This window comes from Cellvibrio sp., from assembly GCF_039207905.1.
Taxonomy (GTDB): Bacteria; Pseudomonadota; Gammaproteobacteria; order Pseudomonadales; family Cellvibrionaceae; genus Cellvibrio.
This window is the reverse complement of the sequence record NZ_JBCECX010000001.1, coordinates 82,583-98,549: the sequence shown is the minus strand read 5'-3', so window position 1 is coordinate 98,549 and position 15,967 is coordinate 82,583. Positions and strand designations below refer to the sequence as shown.

The following is a 15,967-nucleotide window of genomic DNA, read 5'->3' as shown; positions in this document are numbered from 1 at the left end:
TGGCGCATCTTTAAACAGATCGCCATGCAGCTATGTCCAACCATCCCCCTCATGCCGTAACCGAATCGCTTTATCGCGACCATCACAACTGGTTGAAGCATTGGCTTGGCAAAAAATTGGGGTGTTCATTTCAGGCGGCGGATCTGGCGCAGGATACTTTTGTACGCATCCTTGGTGGACGCCAAGAGCAATTGGTTGGATTGCGCGAGCCGCGTGCATTTCTCACCACTATCGCGCGCGGTTTGGTGATCGACTTTTATCGCCGCCGCACCTTGGAGCAAGCATGGCTGGCCCATCTCGCTGAGTTGCCGGAAGACGAAGCACCTTCGCCTGAGCAACAACATATTTTGTTGGAAACGCTGATTGCGGTTGATCGGTTACTAGATGGCCTCACGCCTAAAACTCGCGCTGCCTGGTTGTATAGCCGGTTGGATGGTTTGTCCCACGCGGAAATTGCTGCGCACTTGCAGGTGTCTGTGCCTCGTGTGCGCCAATATTTGGCGACGGCTGCGCGCCATTGTTATGCATTGCGTTTCGGGGTGGCGGATTAATGAATTCTTCTGCGACCTCTGCTACCGGTTCAGTTTCTAATGACTCAGTTGAACGCCCTGTTTCATCGCGCTTATTGGATGAGGCGATTGAGTGGCAAATATTGTTGGATTCGGGTGAGGCTTCGGACCAGGATTTAGATAACTGGCAGTGCTGGATAGACGCGCATCCCGATCACCAACACGTGTGGCAACAATTGCGCATGCTGGATGGCGAGCTAAAAATTTTGCCGCGTGCGCCAACTGCACCACTGCGCAAATTAGTGATAGCGCCACGTCGCTCCGGCAAAAAAGTATTGAGCGGATTTGCGTTGCTATTCATGTTTATCAGCGGCGGACTCGTCGCCATTGATATGCAGCAACCGTTAACCGGATTACTCGCCGACCACGCAACGGCGACCGGCGAACAGCAACAAATAATCCTGCCGGACAACACCCAACTGGTACTCAACAGCCGCACAGTGGTGGATATTGATTTCACCGCGCAGCAACGCCGGATTCATTTGCGCAGCGGTGAAATTTATATTCGCAATGGCCACAACCCCGACGAACAGCGTCCGCTTCTCGTTATCACCGATGACGGTAGTTTGCGTGCATTGGGAACTGCGTTTGTGGTGCAAAAACAAAGTGGCCACACGCGTTTGGATGTGACCGAAGCTGCAGTGATGGCACGCCCGAAAAATTGCGATACAAATGCAACCGCAAGTTGCGCATCACAACAGCAGGTTGATGCAGGATACGGGGTGATGATGGCGGATAACCACATCAGTGCGCCGCAATTATCGGCAAGTGGTGTTGATGCCTGGCGCAATGGTTTATTGGTTATCGACAACCGCTCATTGGCCGAAGTCGCAACAGAACTCGCGCGCTATAGTGTTGGAATAATTACCGTCGCACCGGACGTTGCACAATTGCGGGTGACAGCAACTTTACCGATCACAGCGCCGGATAAAGCCTTAACCGCGCTTACCGATGCATTACCCATCCGCATTAACCGACGCACCGGATTCTGGTTGCATATCGAAGCAGCTGGCACCGACTAAGGGTGTCAGCAATTATTTTTAACTTTATTTTTCAACAGGCCTATCACTTTTTAAAACTCGTCCGGCAATGGAGATAACTATCTTCGCTTTACTTTACTTCATTGCATCCAAGGAGCCTGTTTGTGCGTAACCCTTCCCGTTATTTTCGTCTGCACTTTCCCATTCGCCCGCTCACTTTTGCTATGAGCCTTGCGCTACTGGGCGGTTTGCCAACGGTTGCTTTTGCACAACCTCCAACTAATGCAGAACAAAACCAATTACTGGATTTTAACTTGCCCGCCGCACCTTTATCGCACAGCCTGTTGCAGATCGGTCGCATTGCCGGTGTGGTAATCACTGTCAACGCTGAATTGGTTAAAGATAAAAATTCTCCTGCGGTGCAAGGAAAACTCACTGCAGAACAAGCACTGCAACGCGTATTAGTGGGCACTGGTTTGGAATTGGCAAAAGGCGATGTGGGTTACACCTTGCGACCGATTAAGAACAAAGGATTTTTGCCTAGCGTGCGCGTGAGTGCAGATAAATTAGGTGCGATTACCGAAGGCACTGGCTCATACACATCCGGCGTTGCCACAACAGCAACAGGGCTTGCGCTATCACCGCGCGAAACACCGCAAACTGTCAGTGTTGTCACGCGCGCGCAAATTGAAGATCAGGGATTATTTAATTTACCTGCAGTGCTGCAACAAGCCCCCGGAATTAATCGCGAACAACACGACAGCGAGCGCTACACCATGTTTGCGCGCGGTTTTGAAATTGGCAATTATCTGGTGGATGGTTTACCGGTATCGAGTTATCCCTCTGGCGCTTACGGATTGTTGTATCAAAGCCAAATGGATATGGTGGCATTTGATCGCGTAGAAATTGTGAAAGGCGCAAATGGATTAATGCGCGGCGCAGGTCAACCATCCGCCAGCGTAAACCTGATTCACAAACGCCCGACACGCGACACCCAAGTGCAACTACAAGGCACACTCGGTTCGTGGGATATGCAACGCCTTGAAGGTGATGTGAGCGGCGCTTTAAACGAGAGCGCATCTATTCGCGGACGACTGGCCGCCGCGGGTGAAAACAAAGATTCGTTTATTGACCGCTATCATCGACGCAACACAACTGCATTTGGTGTGATCGAAGCGGATTTGAGCCAGCAAACATTGTTATCCGTTAAAGCCAATTATTTTCGCAACCATGTCGATGATGTTCCCTTCGGTGGCGCAGTGCCCATGTTTTACAGCGATGGATCGCGCATCGATTTACCCAACACCTGGTCGCAAGTACCCGAGTGGGCAAATTGGGATACAAAATCATCCACGCTCAGTGCCGATCTTGAACACAGTTTTAATGCTGATTGGAAAGCACGCCTCGCTTACAACCATCAGCGCAGTGATTCCGCGTTGGAAGGAATTGTATGGGAGGGTTACGTGAACCAGGATGGCAGTGGTGCATTTGCCTGGCGCGATGAAAATTTGGATGAAAGTCGTCGCGATGCGCTGAATATAAATTTGTCTGGCCAATTTTTGTGGCGCGATCTACGCCACGATCTGATGTTTGGACTAAACCGCGTTGATAGCAAAGCGATTGATGACAACTATTACGATTGGGATGGCTACGCACCCGATGATTTTTTTAGTGAAGCCGCGCAATTGCCGCAACTTACCCGCACTGAACGAGTTTGGGAAAATTCAGTTGATGCACATGTGGTGGAAACGGCAGGTTATGCCGTCGCGCGTTTGCGGGCATCGGAAGATTTGTCATTTATTGTAGGTACACGCCTGAGCAACTGGTCAACTGATCGCATTGATATAGATCGCCTTGAAGAACCTGCGCCCCAAACCAAATCCGAATACGATCACGACAATATCGCTAGCCCTTATATCGGCGTTGTGTGGGACATCAATCAAACCTTTTCGCTCTACACCAGCTACACCGATATTTTTACTCCACAAAGTTATCGCGATTACCAGGGCGATTTGCTCGGCCCGATTGAAGGCGATGCAGTTGAAGCGGGAATTAAAGGTGAATTTTTTGATCAGCGGTTGAATGCAACACTCGCCGCATTTCGTATCGAACAAGATAATTTGGGGGAAGATACCGGTGAACGTTTGGATGGCGAGCCAATTTATATCGGCATTGAAGGCGCGGTGGCGACAGGAATCGAATTGGAGTTGAGTGGCGAATTGCACCCCGGTTGGCAAATCAACGGCGGAATCAGTCATCACGATATTGAAGATGCCGATGGTAATGCAGTGCTCACCGCCAGCCCGACATCCAGCGCAAAATTGTTTACCACTTACCGGGTTCCTGCATTGAATCGTCTGGTATTGGGCGGCGGTATTCGCTGGCAAGATAAAACCTGGAAAGACAAGGTTGGGCCAAATAAAGATGGCATCGCCGGCACGCCCGATGATCGCCTGGAGCAAGGCAGTTACAGCGTACTGGATCTGATGGCGAGCTACGATTTCACCGATGCGGCGAGCCTGACGCTGAATATTAACAATCTATTCGACGAGGAATATTTAACCGCATTTCGCCAAGGCTCCCAATACGGAAGCCCGCGCCAGTTAAATGCAACCTTCCGCTATCGCTTTTAAAAAACGAAATAGATGTCGAAATTTGCACATTGTTTTTTTAATTGTTTAACACTTAATGTGGATTAAACATTTATCATCCAACTGCACCACACAAAGCCGGGTTAATACCCGGCTTCATTCATTTAAAATAACCGTGGCATTTATGTGCTGTGGTAAATAAGATTCCCCTTCTTTGCGAATGCAGGTTTTTGCGGTAACAGCTCTTTGCGATAACAGGATAGTTCCGGCGGTAACTTTGCGTCATCTTCCGGAGCAGCTCTAATTTTGGATGATAGGAAAGCGTGTAAATGATGAGTATCAATAGCGTCCGCAGCAATAAAATCTGGGCGAATAAAAATCTCCGTAAAGCAGGAATCGTTTTATTACTGGTGCTCGTTGTTTGGGGCATCAAACACATCTGGTTTACCGAACCACCCGCACCGCAAGTTGCTACGGCACCGGTAGTGCGCGGCGATATTGAAGAAACTGTGCTCGCCACCGGTACTATCGGCGCCGCCAAATTAGTCAGCGTAGGTGCGCAGGTCACCGGGCAAGTTAAATTATTGAATGTGCAATTGGGCGATACGGTTAAACAAGGGCAATTGATCGCCGAAATTGACGCGCTGCCGCAGCAAAATGCATTGCGCAATGCGCAGGCACAATTAAAAAGTACCGAAGCCCAATTGCGCGCGAAAAAAGCCTCGCAGGCACAAACCGAATTGGTGTTGAATCGTCAACGCGAATTAGCAAAAGAAGATGCAGGCTTGCGCGCGGATTTGGAGTTAGCCGAAGCCAATTCCACTATCGCCAAAGCAGATATAGACGTACTGGAAGCGCAAATCCTGCAAGCTAAAATTGCTGAAAGCACTGCAACATTAAATCTCTCTTACACCCGCGTAACTGCACCTATGGACGGCGTAGTAGTCGCGGTAGTTACCGAGCAAGGGCAAACCGTAAACGCCAACCAATCGGCACCGACCATTATCAAACTTGCGCAGCTCGATACCATGACGGTGAAAGCGCAAATCTCCGAAGCCGATGTACCGCGCGTTAAAGCAGGCATGGCGGTGTATTTCAGTTTGTTGGGCGATCCCGATATGCGCATCGACACCACGCTGCGCGCCGTCGAACCCGGGCCAACCACTATCGCCAGCGATAGCAGCGGCTCCAGCACCGTCACCACCAGCAATACCGCGAGCGCGATTTATTACAACGGTATTTTTGATGTGCCCAATCCCGAGGGTAAATTGCGCATCAATATGACCGCGCAGGCCACTATTGTTTTGAATAGCGCTAAGGCGGCGTTATCCATGCCGAGTGCTGCATTAGGCGTGAAAGGAAAAGACGGTCGCTACCAAGTGCGCGTGTTACAGGACGACGGCAAGCTGGTAGAAAAACAAGTGCGCATCGGCCTCAACAATCGCGTGCAAGCAGAAGTGCTTGAAGGTTTGAAAGAAGGCGAAAAAATTGTCACCAGTGAAGTAGTTGTCGGTGCGGGCGCGAGTACTGGTCCAAGACCGGGGAGAGGTTGATGAGCGCGCTGCTGGAAATCAACGGACTGACACGCGAATTCCCTGCTGGCGATGAAGTTGTTGCGGTATTGCGCGATGTGAATTTGAGCATCGCCGCAGGTGAAATGGTGGCGATTATGGGGCCGTCCGGTTCCGGTAAATCGACGCTGATGAATATCCTCGGTTGCCTGGATCGACCAACACGCGGCAGCTATAAAGTCGCCGGGCAAGAAACCGGCAGCATGGAGCCGGATGCGCTGGCGCAACTGCGGCGCGAGCATTTTGGTTTTATCTTCCAGCGTTACCAATTGATGGGCGATTTGCAGGCCATCGGCAATGTGGAGATTCCGGCGATTTATGCCGGTATCGCCGCGTCTGAGCGCCATGCGCGCAGTCGTACATTACTGGAGCGACTGGGCTTGGGCGAGCGTTTACACCATCGCCCCGGCCAACTTTCTGGCGGCCAACAGCAGCGGGTTTCCATCGCGCGGGCGCTGATGAACGGCGGCGATGTAATCCTCGCCGATGAACCGACCGGCGCGCTCGACCAGGCCAGCGGACGCGAAGTGATGAAAATCCTCGAAGAGCTAAATGCCGACGGCCACACCATTATTATCGTGACCCACGACCCGCACGTCGCCGAACATGCGCACCGCATTATTGAAATCAGCGACGGACAAATTATCGCCGATCGGCGCAAGCCCGACGCGCCAGCTCCCACCAAACTGCAACGTCACACACCACCGGCCAGCGCCAGTTTGCTGGGTGATCTGCTCGGCCGTTTGGGCGAAGCCACGCGCATGGCATTGCGCGCAATGGTCAACCATCGCTTGCGCACCTTGCTCACCATGTTGGGGATTATTATCGGCATTGCGTCGGTAGTATCCGTAGTCGCGTTGGGCGAAGGCTCGCGCCAGATGATTCTCGCCGACATCAGCGCCATGGGCACCAACACCATTGAAGTGATGGCTGGCCGTGGTTTTGGCGACCGACGCGCTGAAGCCGTTCGCACTCTGCGCGCGGAAGATGCCGAGGCGCTCAAGCAACTGGGATTTGTGGACAGCGTGACGCCGTCCGTTACTACTGGTGTTGGCCTGCGTTATAAAAATGTGGATGTCTCGGCCAGTATCACTGGCGTGGGCGACCAATTCTTTCGCGTGATGGGTTACCAATTCCAGGATGGGCAAGCCTTTGATGACATCGCCATCCGCCAGCGCGCACAAGAGGCAGTTATTGACGACAATACCTACAAGCGCCTTTTCCCCAATGGCGAATCCGCGCTCGGGCAAGTGATCCTGTTGAGCAATGTGCCGGTGCGTATTGTGGGTGTGACCGCCAATCGCAACAGTCCGTTTATGAGCAGTTCGTCGCTGACGGTATGGATTCCCTACACCACCGCGATGACGCGCATCACCGGGCAGGATTATCTGCGCAGTTTCACTATCCGGATTAATGATGCAGTGCCAAGCGCGGTCGCCGAACAGGGCATCACCAAATTGCTGACCCAGCGCCACGGCAAACAGGATTTTTTCCTCACCAACTTTGACAGCATTCGCCAGACCATTGAGCAAACCACCAAAACTATCACCTTGCTGATTTCTTCCATCGCGCTTATCTCACTGATTGTGGGTGGTATCGGGGTAATGAACATCATGCTGGTGTCGGTCACCGAGCGCACTCAGGAGATTGGCGTGCGCATGGCGGTCGGCGCGCGGCAAAGCGATATCCTGCGGCAGTTCCTGATTGAAGCCATATTGGTGTGTTTGATCGGCGGATTACTGGGGGTAGGTTTAGCACTTGGCGCCGGCGCCTTGTTTGATTTGGCAGCGGGCAACTTCAAAATGATTTTCTCCAACACCGCCATCATCGGCGCCTTCGCTGTCTCCACATTGATTGGTGTTATCTTCGGATTTTTGCCCGCACGCAATGCAGCGCGGCTTGATCCGATTGATGCCCTCGCCCGCCCCTGATCCTTCAAAATCTATCGCACCGCCCATGCTAAAAATGGGCGGCGCATTTCCCAAAAAAAATTCACCGTGCAGAAAAAAACTATCCTGAATTCTTAAGGTCAATAGCAAACCATTTGCTTACGCGAACAGACCACAAGAAAGGAAGGAAACGCAATGAAATCATTTTGGATACTGCCATTTATTTTTGCTGCACAACTCTGTGCAGCGAGCGATGCCGGTGATTTTGGAGTGGAGGTCGATGTCAGCACCGCTGGCTTATTTCCACCCAAACTGGAAAGTGCAGTGGTTGCGACAGTCGCACCGGGTTCATCGGCGGCTGAAGCAGGTGTAATGCCCGGCGATAAAATTGTTGCTATCGATGATTGCAAAGTTCCCGGATGCTCGGCTTGGACGGCGCGCGACAAGATGAAGAAAAAACCGGGTGAAAGCGCCGAGTTTGAAATTATCGACAGCAAAGGCGAGTCGCGCACTATCAGGCTTACTGCACGCTAATGTTGTGAAAATCCCTCGCACAAATCCCTCTGCTGATATCGATCATCTAATCACCAACTTTCCGCACACCTAGAATATTGGCGGCTTCGGCCATGTACGCAGAGTTTGCACACAATTTTATCCACAACCCCGGTGGATAAAATTGGTTGCATCTCAAACAAGTTGATCCATAAATAACTGCTCATTAATTCAATTCGTGAATACTGTCCCGCTCCGGCAAAAAAGCGCCCGCACAATGCGGATTGATGGACTATCCTGTCTTTTTTATGCCACGCCCTACGCGTCACCTCATCCCGCAGCAAATTCCAGATGCTGTATCAGTTGTAAAGGGGATCGAGAAAGGAACCACCCATGTCACAAGATCGATTGTTGCGCACCACTCTCGCAAGCTCCGTTGCACTCGCTGTAACATTGAGTGCGCAACCCTCCCTCGCCCTGAACACCGCCGATTATTTTGAACTCAGCCTTGAACAGCTGATGGAAGTCAAAATTCACGCTGCCTCCAAAAAAGAAGAATCCATATCCAACGCGCCTGCTGCGGTTTATGTCGTCACCAATGAAGACATCACCCGCTCCGGCGTGACCAATATTCCCGATGCGTTGCGACTGGTTCCGGGCATGATGGTAGCGCGCACCGATTCAAACAGCTGGGCGATCAGCATTCGCGGTTTCAACAGCACCCTCACCAATAAACTATTGGTGTTGGTTGATGGACGCAGCATCTACAACCCGGTGTTTGGTGGCGTGCTCTGGGAGGCGCACAATCTGATGCTGGAGGATATTGAGCGCATTGAAGTTGTGCGCGGCCCCGGTGGCGCGCTCTGGGGGGCAAACGCGGTTAACGGGGTGATCAACATAATCACCAGACATACCCGCGCAACCCAAGGCACTGTCGCCAGTGCAGTCTACGGCAATGAAGAGCATGGCACCCTGAGTGCGCGTCATGGCGGCAGCTTTGGCGATGACGGTCATTACCGCGTCTACGCCAAAAGTTTCAAACAAGATGCATCGCATAAACCCGTTAGTGCACCCGATAACTCTCAGGATACTTACGATGAATGGGATGGATTCCGCACCGGTTTTCGCACTGATTGGGCGGATCAATTTACCCTGCAAGGCGATGCCTATCGCACCAACGCGCAGCAGCTACGTACGCGCTATTCGCTAATCGCACCCTATGCCACCGCTGAACAGCAATTACTTCGCTACGAGGGAATTAATCTGCTCGGACGCTGGATCGACAAACGCGATGATGGATCGCAACTCAGCATCCAAAGCTATGTAGATTGGGCCAAGCGCGATGAGCCAGTTAATTTTATCGACGACCGCATGACCTACGATTTGGATGCGCAATATAATTTTGCGCCGTTACAACGCCACGACATTATCCTCGGTGCCGGGTTTCGCTATTTAACCGATGACCAACGCGGCGACAGAAATACCACTTTCTCACCGCAGCAGCGACGCAATAATCTCTACAGCGCTTTTGTGCAAGATAAAATCACGCTCGCGCCCGACACCTGGTTTTTAACACTCGGCAGCAAATTCGAACACAATGATTTTTCCGGTTTTGAAGTGCAACCCAATGCACGCCTGCAATGGCATCCGGATCAAAACAAAACTGTCTGGGCAGCGATATCGCGCGCCGTGCGTACACCAACACCACTTGAAGAAGATGTCACCAGCACACTGATTACCGCGCAAAATATCCGCGCAGCACTCGTTCCCAACGATCATTTTAAATCCGAACAGCTGACCGCTTACGAGTTGGGTTATCGCCATCAACTGACCAATGACTTATCGCTCGATCTCGCCGCCTTTTACAACGATTACGAACATCTACGCACCACAACAGCCAGCGCCGAAAATGTCACCGTGGTAAATAACGGTGTTGATCCAATCCATATTTTAATTCCCTTCATGTTTACCAACGATATGAAAGGCACCACCGAAGGGATTGAAGCGGTACTCAGTTGGAACATTCGCCCGGATTTAAAACTGGCCGCCAATTATAGCTACATGAACATGTCGCTAACGGCGCTTGATCCCACACAGGAAACCGATGAAAAGCTGGCGCCCAAGCATCAGGCAGGCGTAAAACTATTCTGGAACATGACCACCAAATGGACGCTGGATGTGACCACCAGTTATGTCGATAAATTACCTATCACCGGTGTGGATAGCTATGTGCGCATGGATGTCAACCTGGGTACGCAAGTGAGTAAATCGCTGCGCATCAATATTACCGGGCAGAATTTGCTGGAGGATCGGCAGAGGGAATTCGGTGGTATCGAGGATATTAATGTCGGCGAAATTGAGCGCAGCCTATTTGCAAAACTCACCTGGCAATTTTAATTTTTCGCTTTCACTAAATTTTCGCGCCCACTTGTCACCTCAATCAACCGCAATTTATGAAAATAAAAAGTGCAGATAAAATTTATTTTCTGTTTGCATAAATTTACACAACCAACGTGTTTGTGAACTCAATCAAATTTATCTGTCGCCTCAATTTCCCGCCGCACTTTTGCGTTATTTCCCATCCTAAAGTCGAACGCAAAAACACCACTTTGGCGAAAAGTCAGACTAGTGTTTTGAATTCAGCATCGTAGACTCGACACCCGAATAGAAATTTTAGCCGCGCCTTGCGCAACACATTTTTATTCGCTCAAAAACATCAAAACGTTTTTGGCAGATCCCATACAACTGACAATTTTTTTGATAAGTGGAGAGTGAAAGATGAAAACCAATAATCAATCCGTTTCCCGACTGAAAGCGTTTAACGCTTTTGGCTTGTCTGCAGTATTAGGTGCCGCCGCATTGCTCAGCGCGGTTGAAGCAAGTGCCCACGGTTACGTGTCCAGCCCCAAAAGCCGTGCGTTCATTTGTACTCCAGGTCAAAGTGGCAACAGCGCTCCTGCGTGTATTGCCGCCGCAGCCGCAGGTAATGCGAGCCAATATGAGCCGCAGTCAGTAAACATCGGCGGTGCAAACGACAATCACCAAGCGCTGATTCCCGATGGCAAATTGTGTAGTGCAGGTAAAGCTGGTTTTGGCGGCTTGGATCTGGCACGTAACGATTGGCCAGCAACTAACGTAAGCGCTGGCCCACTCGCGTTCGTGTGGACTAACACCGCGCAGCACAGAACCGATTACTTCCGTTACTACATCACCAAAGAAGGTTTCAATCCTGGCGCAGCACCATTGAAATGGTCTGATCTGGAACAAATCCACCAATCAGCACCAGCAGGTCAGGAAGCGACCTCTACCCACATCGTTAACCTGCCAGCACGTACCGGCCGCCATATCGTGTATAGCATTTGGCAACGTGCGATTACTGATGCACCGGAAGGTTTCTATCAATGTGTGGATGTTGTCTACACTGGCACACCTAACAGCTCATCATCAGTTGCCGTGACTTCAAGCTCAGCACCTACTGGCTCATCATCCAGTATCTCTAACAACACCTGTGCTGGCTTGCCGACCTGGAATGCCGGAACTGCCTACACCAACCCACAACAAGTCCAGTACAACAACAGACGTTACTCTGCTAACTATTGGACTCAAGGCAACAACCCGGAGCAAACCAATGGTCAATATAACTACTGGTTGGATTTAGGTGCATGTAGCGGCAATGGCTCCTCCAGCGTGTCATCAGCGATTGTTGCCAGCTCCTCACGCAGCTCTGTAGCCAGCTCATCATCTGCACCAACAGGCAATTGCTCATCACCCGTATTTGTTAACGGCGCAAGCTACGCAACCGGCGCGCTGGTACAAAATGGTGGAAGCGAATACAGCTGTACCGTTGGCGGCTGGTGTTCACAAGGTGGCGCTTATGCTCCAGGCACTGGCTGGGCATGGACCAACGCTTGGTCGCTAGTGCGCAGCTGCCAATAAACCTTAGCAACTGAATTGCAGCAGAAATAAAAAACGGCAACTTCGGTTGCCGTTTTTTTTGAATAATAGGTTTGGATATTTATCTCACAAATTCAGCAACCCGCTCGCAAAACAAACGATGCTTATTGCTGTGCTTATCCACAAAAGTTGTGGATAACTCTGTGAGTGAACCTTTGGTAATGGTTCCCAGCCCTTGTAATTACTGGCCTGTGAAAGAGCGTTCAAATCATGGACGCTGATTGTGACTGGTTAATAAATGGCTTTCATTGCTGCAGATTAAATAATCTTTAATTGTTGTTTGAGTGATCAAGCATCGGGATAAATCCGGCAGCAATCAATCGCGAACCGTCAAACACCGGCTCCATATCAGCAAACTGCATACGCGGATCAGACATCACTTTTTCCATGCCCTCATCACGGCTGCGCTTATCCGCCCATTCAATCCACGACATCACTAGCGTCTCATCTTTTTTCGTACCCGCTGCAGCCATCATAGTTCCATAACTCTCCGCAGACTGACGCGCGCTATCCGCATGATAAGTCGATGCATCCGACCCGCCTTCATCAAGCCAAGACTCAACCACCCGCAGCGCCCCATATTCCCGCACCACCTCCGACGAAATAGCAGCAAGCTTTTCATACTGCGCACGATTCGCGCGTGGAACAGGGGTTAGAAAGCAATCGATGTAGGTCATTACGAATCCCTCTGGATAAAATCATTGCTTCTTAGACAACTTTTATCGCGTTACATTTTAGGGCGATGAACAAATTCAATCCTAATGCCACTAGGCTCTCTTATCATCATGTGCTTGTGGGGCCCCTTACCAGAAAGCTCCGGGGAAAACTCAATTTCAATATTTGGTACAAATTTTAACTTTTCATAAAGACGTTCCAATGCATCAAAGCTTGGAACAGCAATAGCTAAATGATGTAAACCAATATTAGCTTTTCTATCAAAAGGCACAGATGATCCAGAATTTTCTGCCTGCCATAAAGTAAGTTTCATGTGTCCATTTGAAACAAAAATTGCCGGATACGAGGGCATTTCTCCAACCACCTTCCAGCCAAGTTGTTCAGTGAAAAAGGCGGCGGACTCACTGAGATATTTAACGGTTAACCCGATATGATCTATTCCTAAGGTTTCTACAGACTCATCGTTTTCCATATTACTTACCAATCACTTCTATAATTAACTTGGTGGAGAAATTAGTTATTCTAAAAATCAATCATTTGACCACTTAATCTGAAACTCAATCTCCTCTTCGGAGCCACTACGTTCATGTTCGATGTTATAAGTAGCCCTAACAGGAACATAAATTCGTTCATTATCAATTTGTATCTCAAACTTACCCCCGCTCTCAATTGCATCAGCCAAGCGACGAAGCTTTGCTACAAACTCAGAAGTCGAGTAGCCCTTTTCAACATCACGATCATCTTTCATTTTAAACCCTCTAGATTAATATCATTTCAAAGAACTAATTCCTGAGATATAACACTTATCTCTTCCGAGCCAAACAGATCATATAAATTTCACTTTTTAGCCAAGCTCTATCTTGGAGTGCAAACAAATTTCAATACTCTTTAGTTCACATGTAAATGGCTTTAGCTCTGTACCAATTATTTCCGTTGCTTGTTCTATATTTCCTTTATATCGCTGGTTTGGCTCTAGCAAAACCTTGCCTGTGCTCACCTCAATAATTCCAAAATTACCAAAGCCTGCACATCCACTACCACCGCAGAAATTATTAATTAAAATCACATGCCTCCCAGTGGATGTAACCTCACAACGAAGATGCAAGAAGTCGTTTTGTATCTCAAATAGGTGAGTACTACTGGTTGAAGTACCTTCAATAGCCACACTAAAAAATGGTTCCTTTGCGGATGGAGCATCAGATACGATAACAAACTTACCGCCACACGAAATTGTGTCCGCAAAGGACAAAGTTGGAATTACAGATAGGCAAATAAATGAAATGATTTTTAGCAAAGTACATACTCCATGTTTTTTGACTAAGATTGTGTTAAACCGCAGATGCCGGTGTGGGCTATTACTTCTTTCCTTTCATCATACAGCGCACAAAGTACGCAAGTTACAACTGTTTGATCGACCTCAATGCTCTGTTCCCGAATACACCCACATGGGTTCTGTTTTTCCAGCACGAACAAAACCAACAGATTTATAAAACTCAATAGCGTCACCATCAGCAGTTAGCATTTGCTGATGAAAGCTTCCGTAAATGGAGTTCATTGCCTCAACAATTTTTCTACCTATACCTCGTCTTTGATAATCAGGCAGAACAAGCATATGAGGATAATAAACAACTAAATGTCCATCAGAAATGGCATTGGCGATGCCAACTAATAAACCCGAATCCCTGGCGGTAATTAAAGTATGAGAATTTCTTACTGCAGGCAATAGCTGCTCGGGCTTTTCAGCAGATGACCAATTATTTGCACGATACAGCTCAATCACTTCACGCTCTTCGATTGTACCGTTTACTTCAATCTTAATATCCATGATTAACTTTCTGCTTTATTTACATAAATCTATTATGACCGTGGTTTTTAATTTTCATTTTTTCAACAAAAAAGGAAAAAGCGGAATTGAAAAATTTCAACTTAAACGCTATCAGCTTGATTGCTTTTTTGGGCTATTTTATTGCTTCAAAAACTGCGAAGAAAATAACAGCCATAACCAGCCAAAGAATAATATTCTTCATTATAAAAAACTTCGTCATGCCTTTATTCGTTTTGGCCCTCTCGATCCTACTCTTGAATTCTGGGAACAACTCTTCCTTTACAACCACACCATTTACAAAAGCTCGAATTGACCAGTTTTCTCTTGACAAGCAAACGTCAATTTCGACCTTATCACCATCACAGTCAAAACTCAGTCTATCTTTAAACTTAAAGCTCCAGCGGCTTAGCAGAACATTCCCGTTGAAAATGTATTTTTCATGACCAAGCATGGAAAAATCCACTTTAAAAACTTTTCCATTAAGATCAAATTTTGACTCCATAATTCTCCTATAACTTAATCTTGCCCTAATAAAAATAGATTTTAAGTTTCACTTTTGTCGTAAAACGCAACGAAGCGAAATGAGAAAACTGCAACTAATTAAGCCGTCAAGTGATCGGCATCTGGACATCCTATTATTTACTCTTCTGAAAAGCATCAGCGATGTGGCAATGAATCATGAATTTCAGGTAAATAATCCATGGCGTATTCTTTACTCACAAGGTCAATTCTAAATTGAAGAGTTGAAACAATTGTAACAAAAGGACCAGTAGGAATAGGAAAAATCCCACCTGAATATGTTAGATAATAGGTTTTGCCACCTACAGTGCTAATGGAAAAGCTAGTAGTCACAGTGGGATGGTTTTGCGTAACAGAGCTTTAGAGGCAACTGCGACCCACAAACCATCCAGTGCACAAAGCGCTACAATCATTAGGCTTTGTGTAAAACGCTAGGCCGATTGAACATGGCTTGTAGTAACTTCAGCTATTAACTTGCCAGACGTATCAGTAACAATTGTTTTTACCACACTAACTGTGCGACCTTTTTTGATATAACTGGACCTTGCTATAAACGCCCCGCTTTTATTATTGCCGAGTAAATTTGCATTAATATTTATTGCTAGAGGAAAGCCCTTCATACCCTCCTCAGGATTAACACCCTCAAGAACAAGTACAGATGCAGTTACATCGGCAAACCACAAAGTAGCTCCGGCATTAACAGTACCGAAAGGATTTAATATGCCTGGCTGGATTGGCATTTCGGATACAACTTCACTTTGTGATCTTTCAATAACAGTAAATTTAATATGGCCTTGAACTTCCATGCTTTTACCTTAACAGTAGAGTTGTATGTCGGTGAACCCTGCGCGGCGATAAACTGCGGTCATTAAGCTGACTGTTTACACAACAGCCGCTTGTAA

Annotated in this window: 15 protein-coding genes; 8 read left to right on the top strand and 7 right to left on the bottom strand. The window is 48.3% G+C overall.

All coding sequences use genetic code 11. The features are described from left to right. Positions 1-32: 32 nt before the first annotated feature. The 8 genes from AAGC78_RS00420 to AAGC78_RS00385 all read left to right on the top strand — a co-directional run bounded on the left by AAGC78_RS00420 (position 33) and on the right by AAGC78_RS00385 (position 12,028). Positions 33-551 (top strand): sigma-70 family RNA polymerase sigma factor, encoded by a 519-nt coding sequence (locus AAGC78_RS00420; protein ID WP_435782043.1) that lies wholly within the window; start codon positions 33-35, stop codon positions 549-551. Further along, on the top strand, positions 551-1,591 hold the full coding sequence (locus AAGC78_RS00415) for a FecR domain-containing protein (protein WP_435782042.1): 1,041 nt from the start codon (positions 551-553) through the stop codon (positions 1,589-1,591). The genes AAGC78_RS00420 and AAGC78_RS00415 overlap by 1 nt, the downstream gene beginning before the upstream one ends. A 122-nt stretch (positions 1,592-1,713) precedes the next feature. Then, positions 1,714-4,182: a TonB-dependent siderophore receptor gene (locus AAGC78_RS00410; protein WP_435782041.1), complete on the top strand. Its 2,469-nt coding sequence runs from the start codon at positions 1,714-1,716 to the stop codon at positions 4,180-4,182. Positions 4,183-4,469: 287 nt separating this feature from the next. Then, positions 4,470-5,693, top strand: a complete 1,224-nt coding sequence (locus tag AAGC78_RS00405) for an efflux RND transporter periplasmic adaptor subunit (RefSeq protein ID WP_435782040.1) — start codon at positions 4,470-4,472, stop codon at positions 5,691-5,693. Further along, positions 5,693-7,642 (top strand): MacB family efflux pump subunit, encoded by a 1,950-nt coding sequence (locus AAGC78_RS00400; RefSeq protein ID WP_435782039.1) that lies wholly within the window; start codon positions 5,693-5,695, stop codon positions 7,640-7,642. The genes AAGC78_RS00405 and AAGC78_RS00400 overlap by 1 nt, the downstream gene beginning before the upstream one ends. Positions 7,643-7,795: 153 nt before the next feature. Further along, positions 7,796-8,134: a PDZ domain-containing protein gene (locus AAGC78_RS00395; RefSeq protein ID WP_435782038.1), complete on the top strand. Its 339-nt coding sequence runs from the start codon at positions 7,796-7,798 to the stop codon at positions 8,132-8,134. Positions 8,135-8,485: 351 nt separating this feature from the next. Further along, complete coding sequence (locus AAGC78_RS00390) at positions 8,486-10,489, top strand: TonB-dependent receptor plug domain-containing protein (protein ID WP_435782037.1); 2,004 nt, start codon at positions 8,486-8,488, stop codon at positions 10,487-10,489. Between the two features lie 381 nt (positions 10,490-10,870). Next, the gene (locus AAGC78_RS00385) at positions 10,871-12,028 is read left to right on the top strand and encodes a lytic polysaccharide monooxygenase auxiliary activity family 9 protein (protein ID WP_435782036.1); all 1,158 of its coding nucleotides are present in this window, start codon (positions 10,871-10,873) and stop codon (positions 12,026-12,028) included. Between the two features lie 287 nt (positions 12,029-12,315). Here the strand turns inward: AAGC78_RS00385 and AAGC78_RS00380 are convergent, their stop codons facing one another. The 7 genes from AAGC78_RS00380 to AAGC78_RS00350 all read right to left on the bottom strand — a co-directional run bounded on the left by AAGC78_RS00380 (position 12,316) and on the right by AAGC78_RS00350 (position 15,871). Next, the gene (locus tag AAGC78_RS00380) at positions 12,316-12,723 is read right to left on the bottom strand and encodes a DUF1428 domain-containing protein (RefSeq protein WP_435782035.1); all 408 of its coding nucleotides are present in this window, start codon (positions 12,721-12,723) and stop codon (positions 12,316-12,318) included. Positions 12,724-12,773: 50 nt separating this feature from the next. After that, a complete protein-coding gene (locus AAGC78_RS00375; protein ID WP_435782034.1) occupies positions 12,774-13,193 on the bottom strand; it encodes a VOC family protein in 420 nt (139 codons plus the stop codon). Between the two features lie 57 nt (positions 13,194-13,250). Next, positions 13,251-13,469, bottom strand: a complete 219-nt coding sequence (locus tag AAGC78_RS00370; RefSeq protein WP_435782033.1) for an amphi-Trp domain-containing protein — start codon at positions 13,467-13,469, stop codon at positions 13,251-13,253. 96 nt (positions 13,470-13,565) lie between these two features. Further along, positions 13,566-14,015: a hypothetical protein gene (locus AAGC78_RS00365; protein WP_435782032.1), complete on the bottom strand. Its 450-nt coding sequence runs from the start codon at positions 14,013-14,015 to the stop codon at positions 13,566-13,568. A 123-nt stretch (positions 14,016-14,138) separates the two neighbouring features. After that, positions 14,139-14,546 (bottom strand): GNAT family N-acetyltransferase, encoded by a 408-nt coding sequence (locus tag AAGC78_RS00360; protein WP_435782031.1) that lies wholly within the window; start codon positions 14,544-14,546, stop codon positions 14,139-14,141. A gap of 133 nt (positions 14,547-14,679) precedes the next feature. Next, positions 14,680-15,048, bottom strand: coding sequence for a hypothetical protein (locus AAGC78_RS00355; RefSeq protein WP_435782030.1), 369 nt, complete (start codon positions 15,046-15,048; stop codon positions 14,680-14,682). 448 nt (positions 15,049-15,496) lie between these two features. Continuing rightward, complete coding sequence (locus AAGC78_RS00350) at positions 15,497-15,871, bottom strand: PaaI family thioesterase (protein WP_435782029.1); 375 nt, start codon at positions 15,869-15,871, stop codon at positions 15,497-15,499. Positions 15,872-15,967: the final 96 nt, after the last annotated feature.

What these genes read in the sequence shown, in the direction of transcription:
- AAGC78_RS00420 (WP_435782043.1), top strand. Translation starts at nt 33, where the DNA reads ATGTCCAACCATCCCCCTCATGCCGTAACCGAATCGCTTTATCGCGAC.
- AAGC78_RS00415 (WP_435782042.1), top strand. Translation starts at nt 551, where the DNA reads ATGAATTCTTCTGCGACCTCTGCTACCGGTTCAGTTTCTAATGACTCA.
- AAGC78_RS00405 (WP_435782040.1), top strand. Translation starts at nt 4,470, where the DNA reads ATGATGAGTATCAATAGCGTCCGCAGCAATAAAATCTGGGCGAATAAA.
- AAGC78_RS00400 (WP_435782039.1), top strand. Translation starts at nt 5,693, where the DNA reads ATGAGCGCGCTGCTGGAAATCAACGGACTGACACGCGAATTCCCTGCT.
- AAGC78_RS00395 (WP_435782038.1), top strand. Translation starts at nt 7,796, where the DNA reads ATGAAATCATTTTGGATACTGCCATTTATTTTTGCTGCACAACTCTGT.
- AAGC78_RS00390 (WP_435782037.1), top strand. Translation starts at nt 8,486, where the DNA reads ATGTCACAAGATCGATTGTTGCGCACCACTCTCGCAAGCTCCGTTGCA.
- AAGC78_RS00385 (WP_435782036.1), top strand. Translation starts at nt 10,871, where the DNA reads ATGAAAACCAATAATCAATCCGTTTCCCGACTGAAAGCGTTTAACGCT.
- AAGC78_RS00380 (WP_435782035.1), bottom strand. Translation starts at nt 12,723, where the DNA reads ATGACCTACATCGATTGCTTTCTAACCCCTGTTCCACGCGCGAATCGT.
- AAGC78_RS00375 (WP_435782034.1), bottom strand. Translation starts at nt 13,193, where the DNA reads ATGGAAAACGATGAGTCTGTAGAAACCTTAGGAATAGATCATATCGGG.
- AAGC78_RS00370 (WP_435782033.1), bottom strand. Translation starts at nt 13,469, where the DNA reads ATGAAAGATGATCGTGATGTTGAAAAGGGCTACTCGACTTCTGAGTTT.
- AAGC78_RS00360 (WP_435782031.1), bottom strand. Translation starts at nt 14,546, where the DNA reads ATGGATATTAAGATTGAAGTAAACGGTACAATCGAAGAGCGTGAAGTG.
- AAGC78_RS00355 (WP_435782030.1), bottom strand. Translation starts at nt 15,048, where the DNA reads ATGGAGTCAAAATTTGATCTTAATGGAAAAGTTTTTAAAGTGGATTTT.
- AAGC78_RS00350 (WP_435782029.1), bottom strand. Translation starts at nt 15,871, where the DNA reads ATGGAAGTTCAAGGCCATATTAAATTTACTGTTATTGAAAGATCACAA.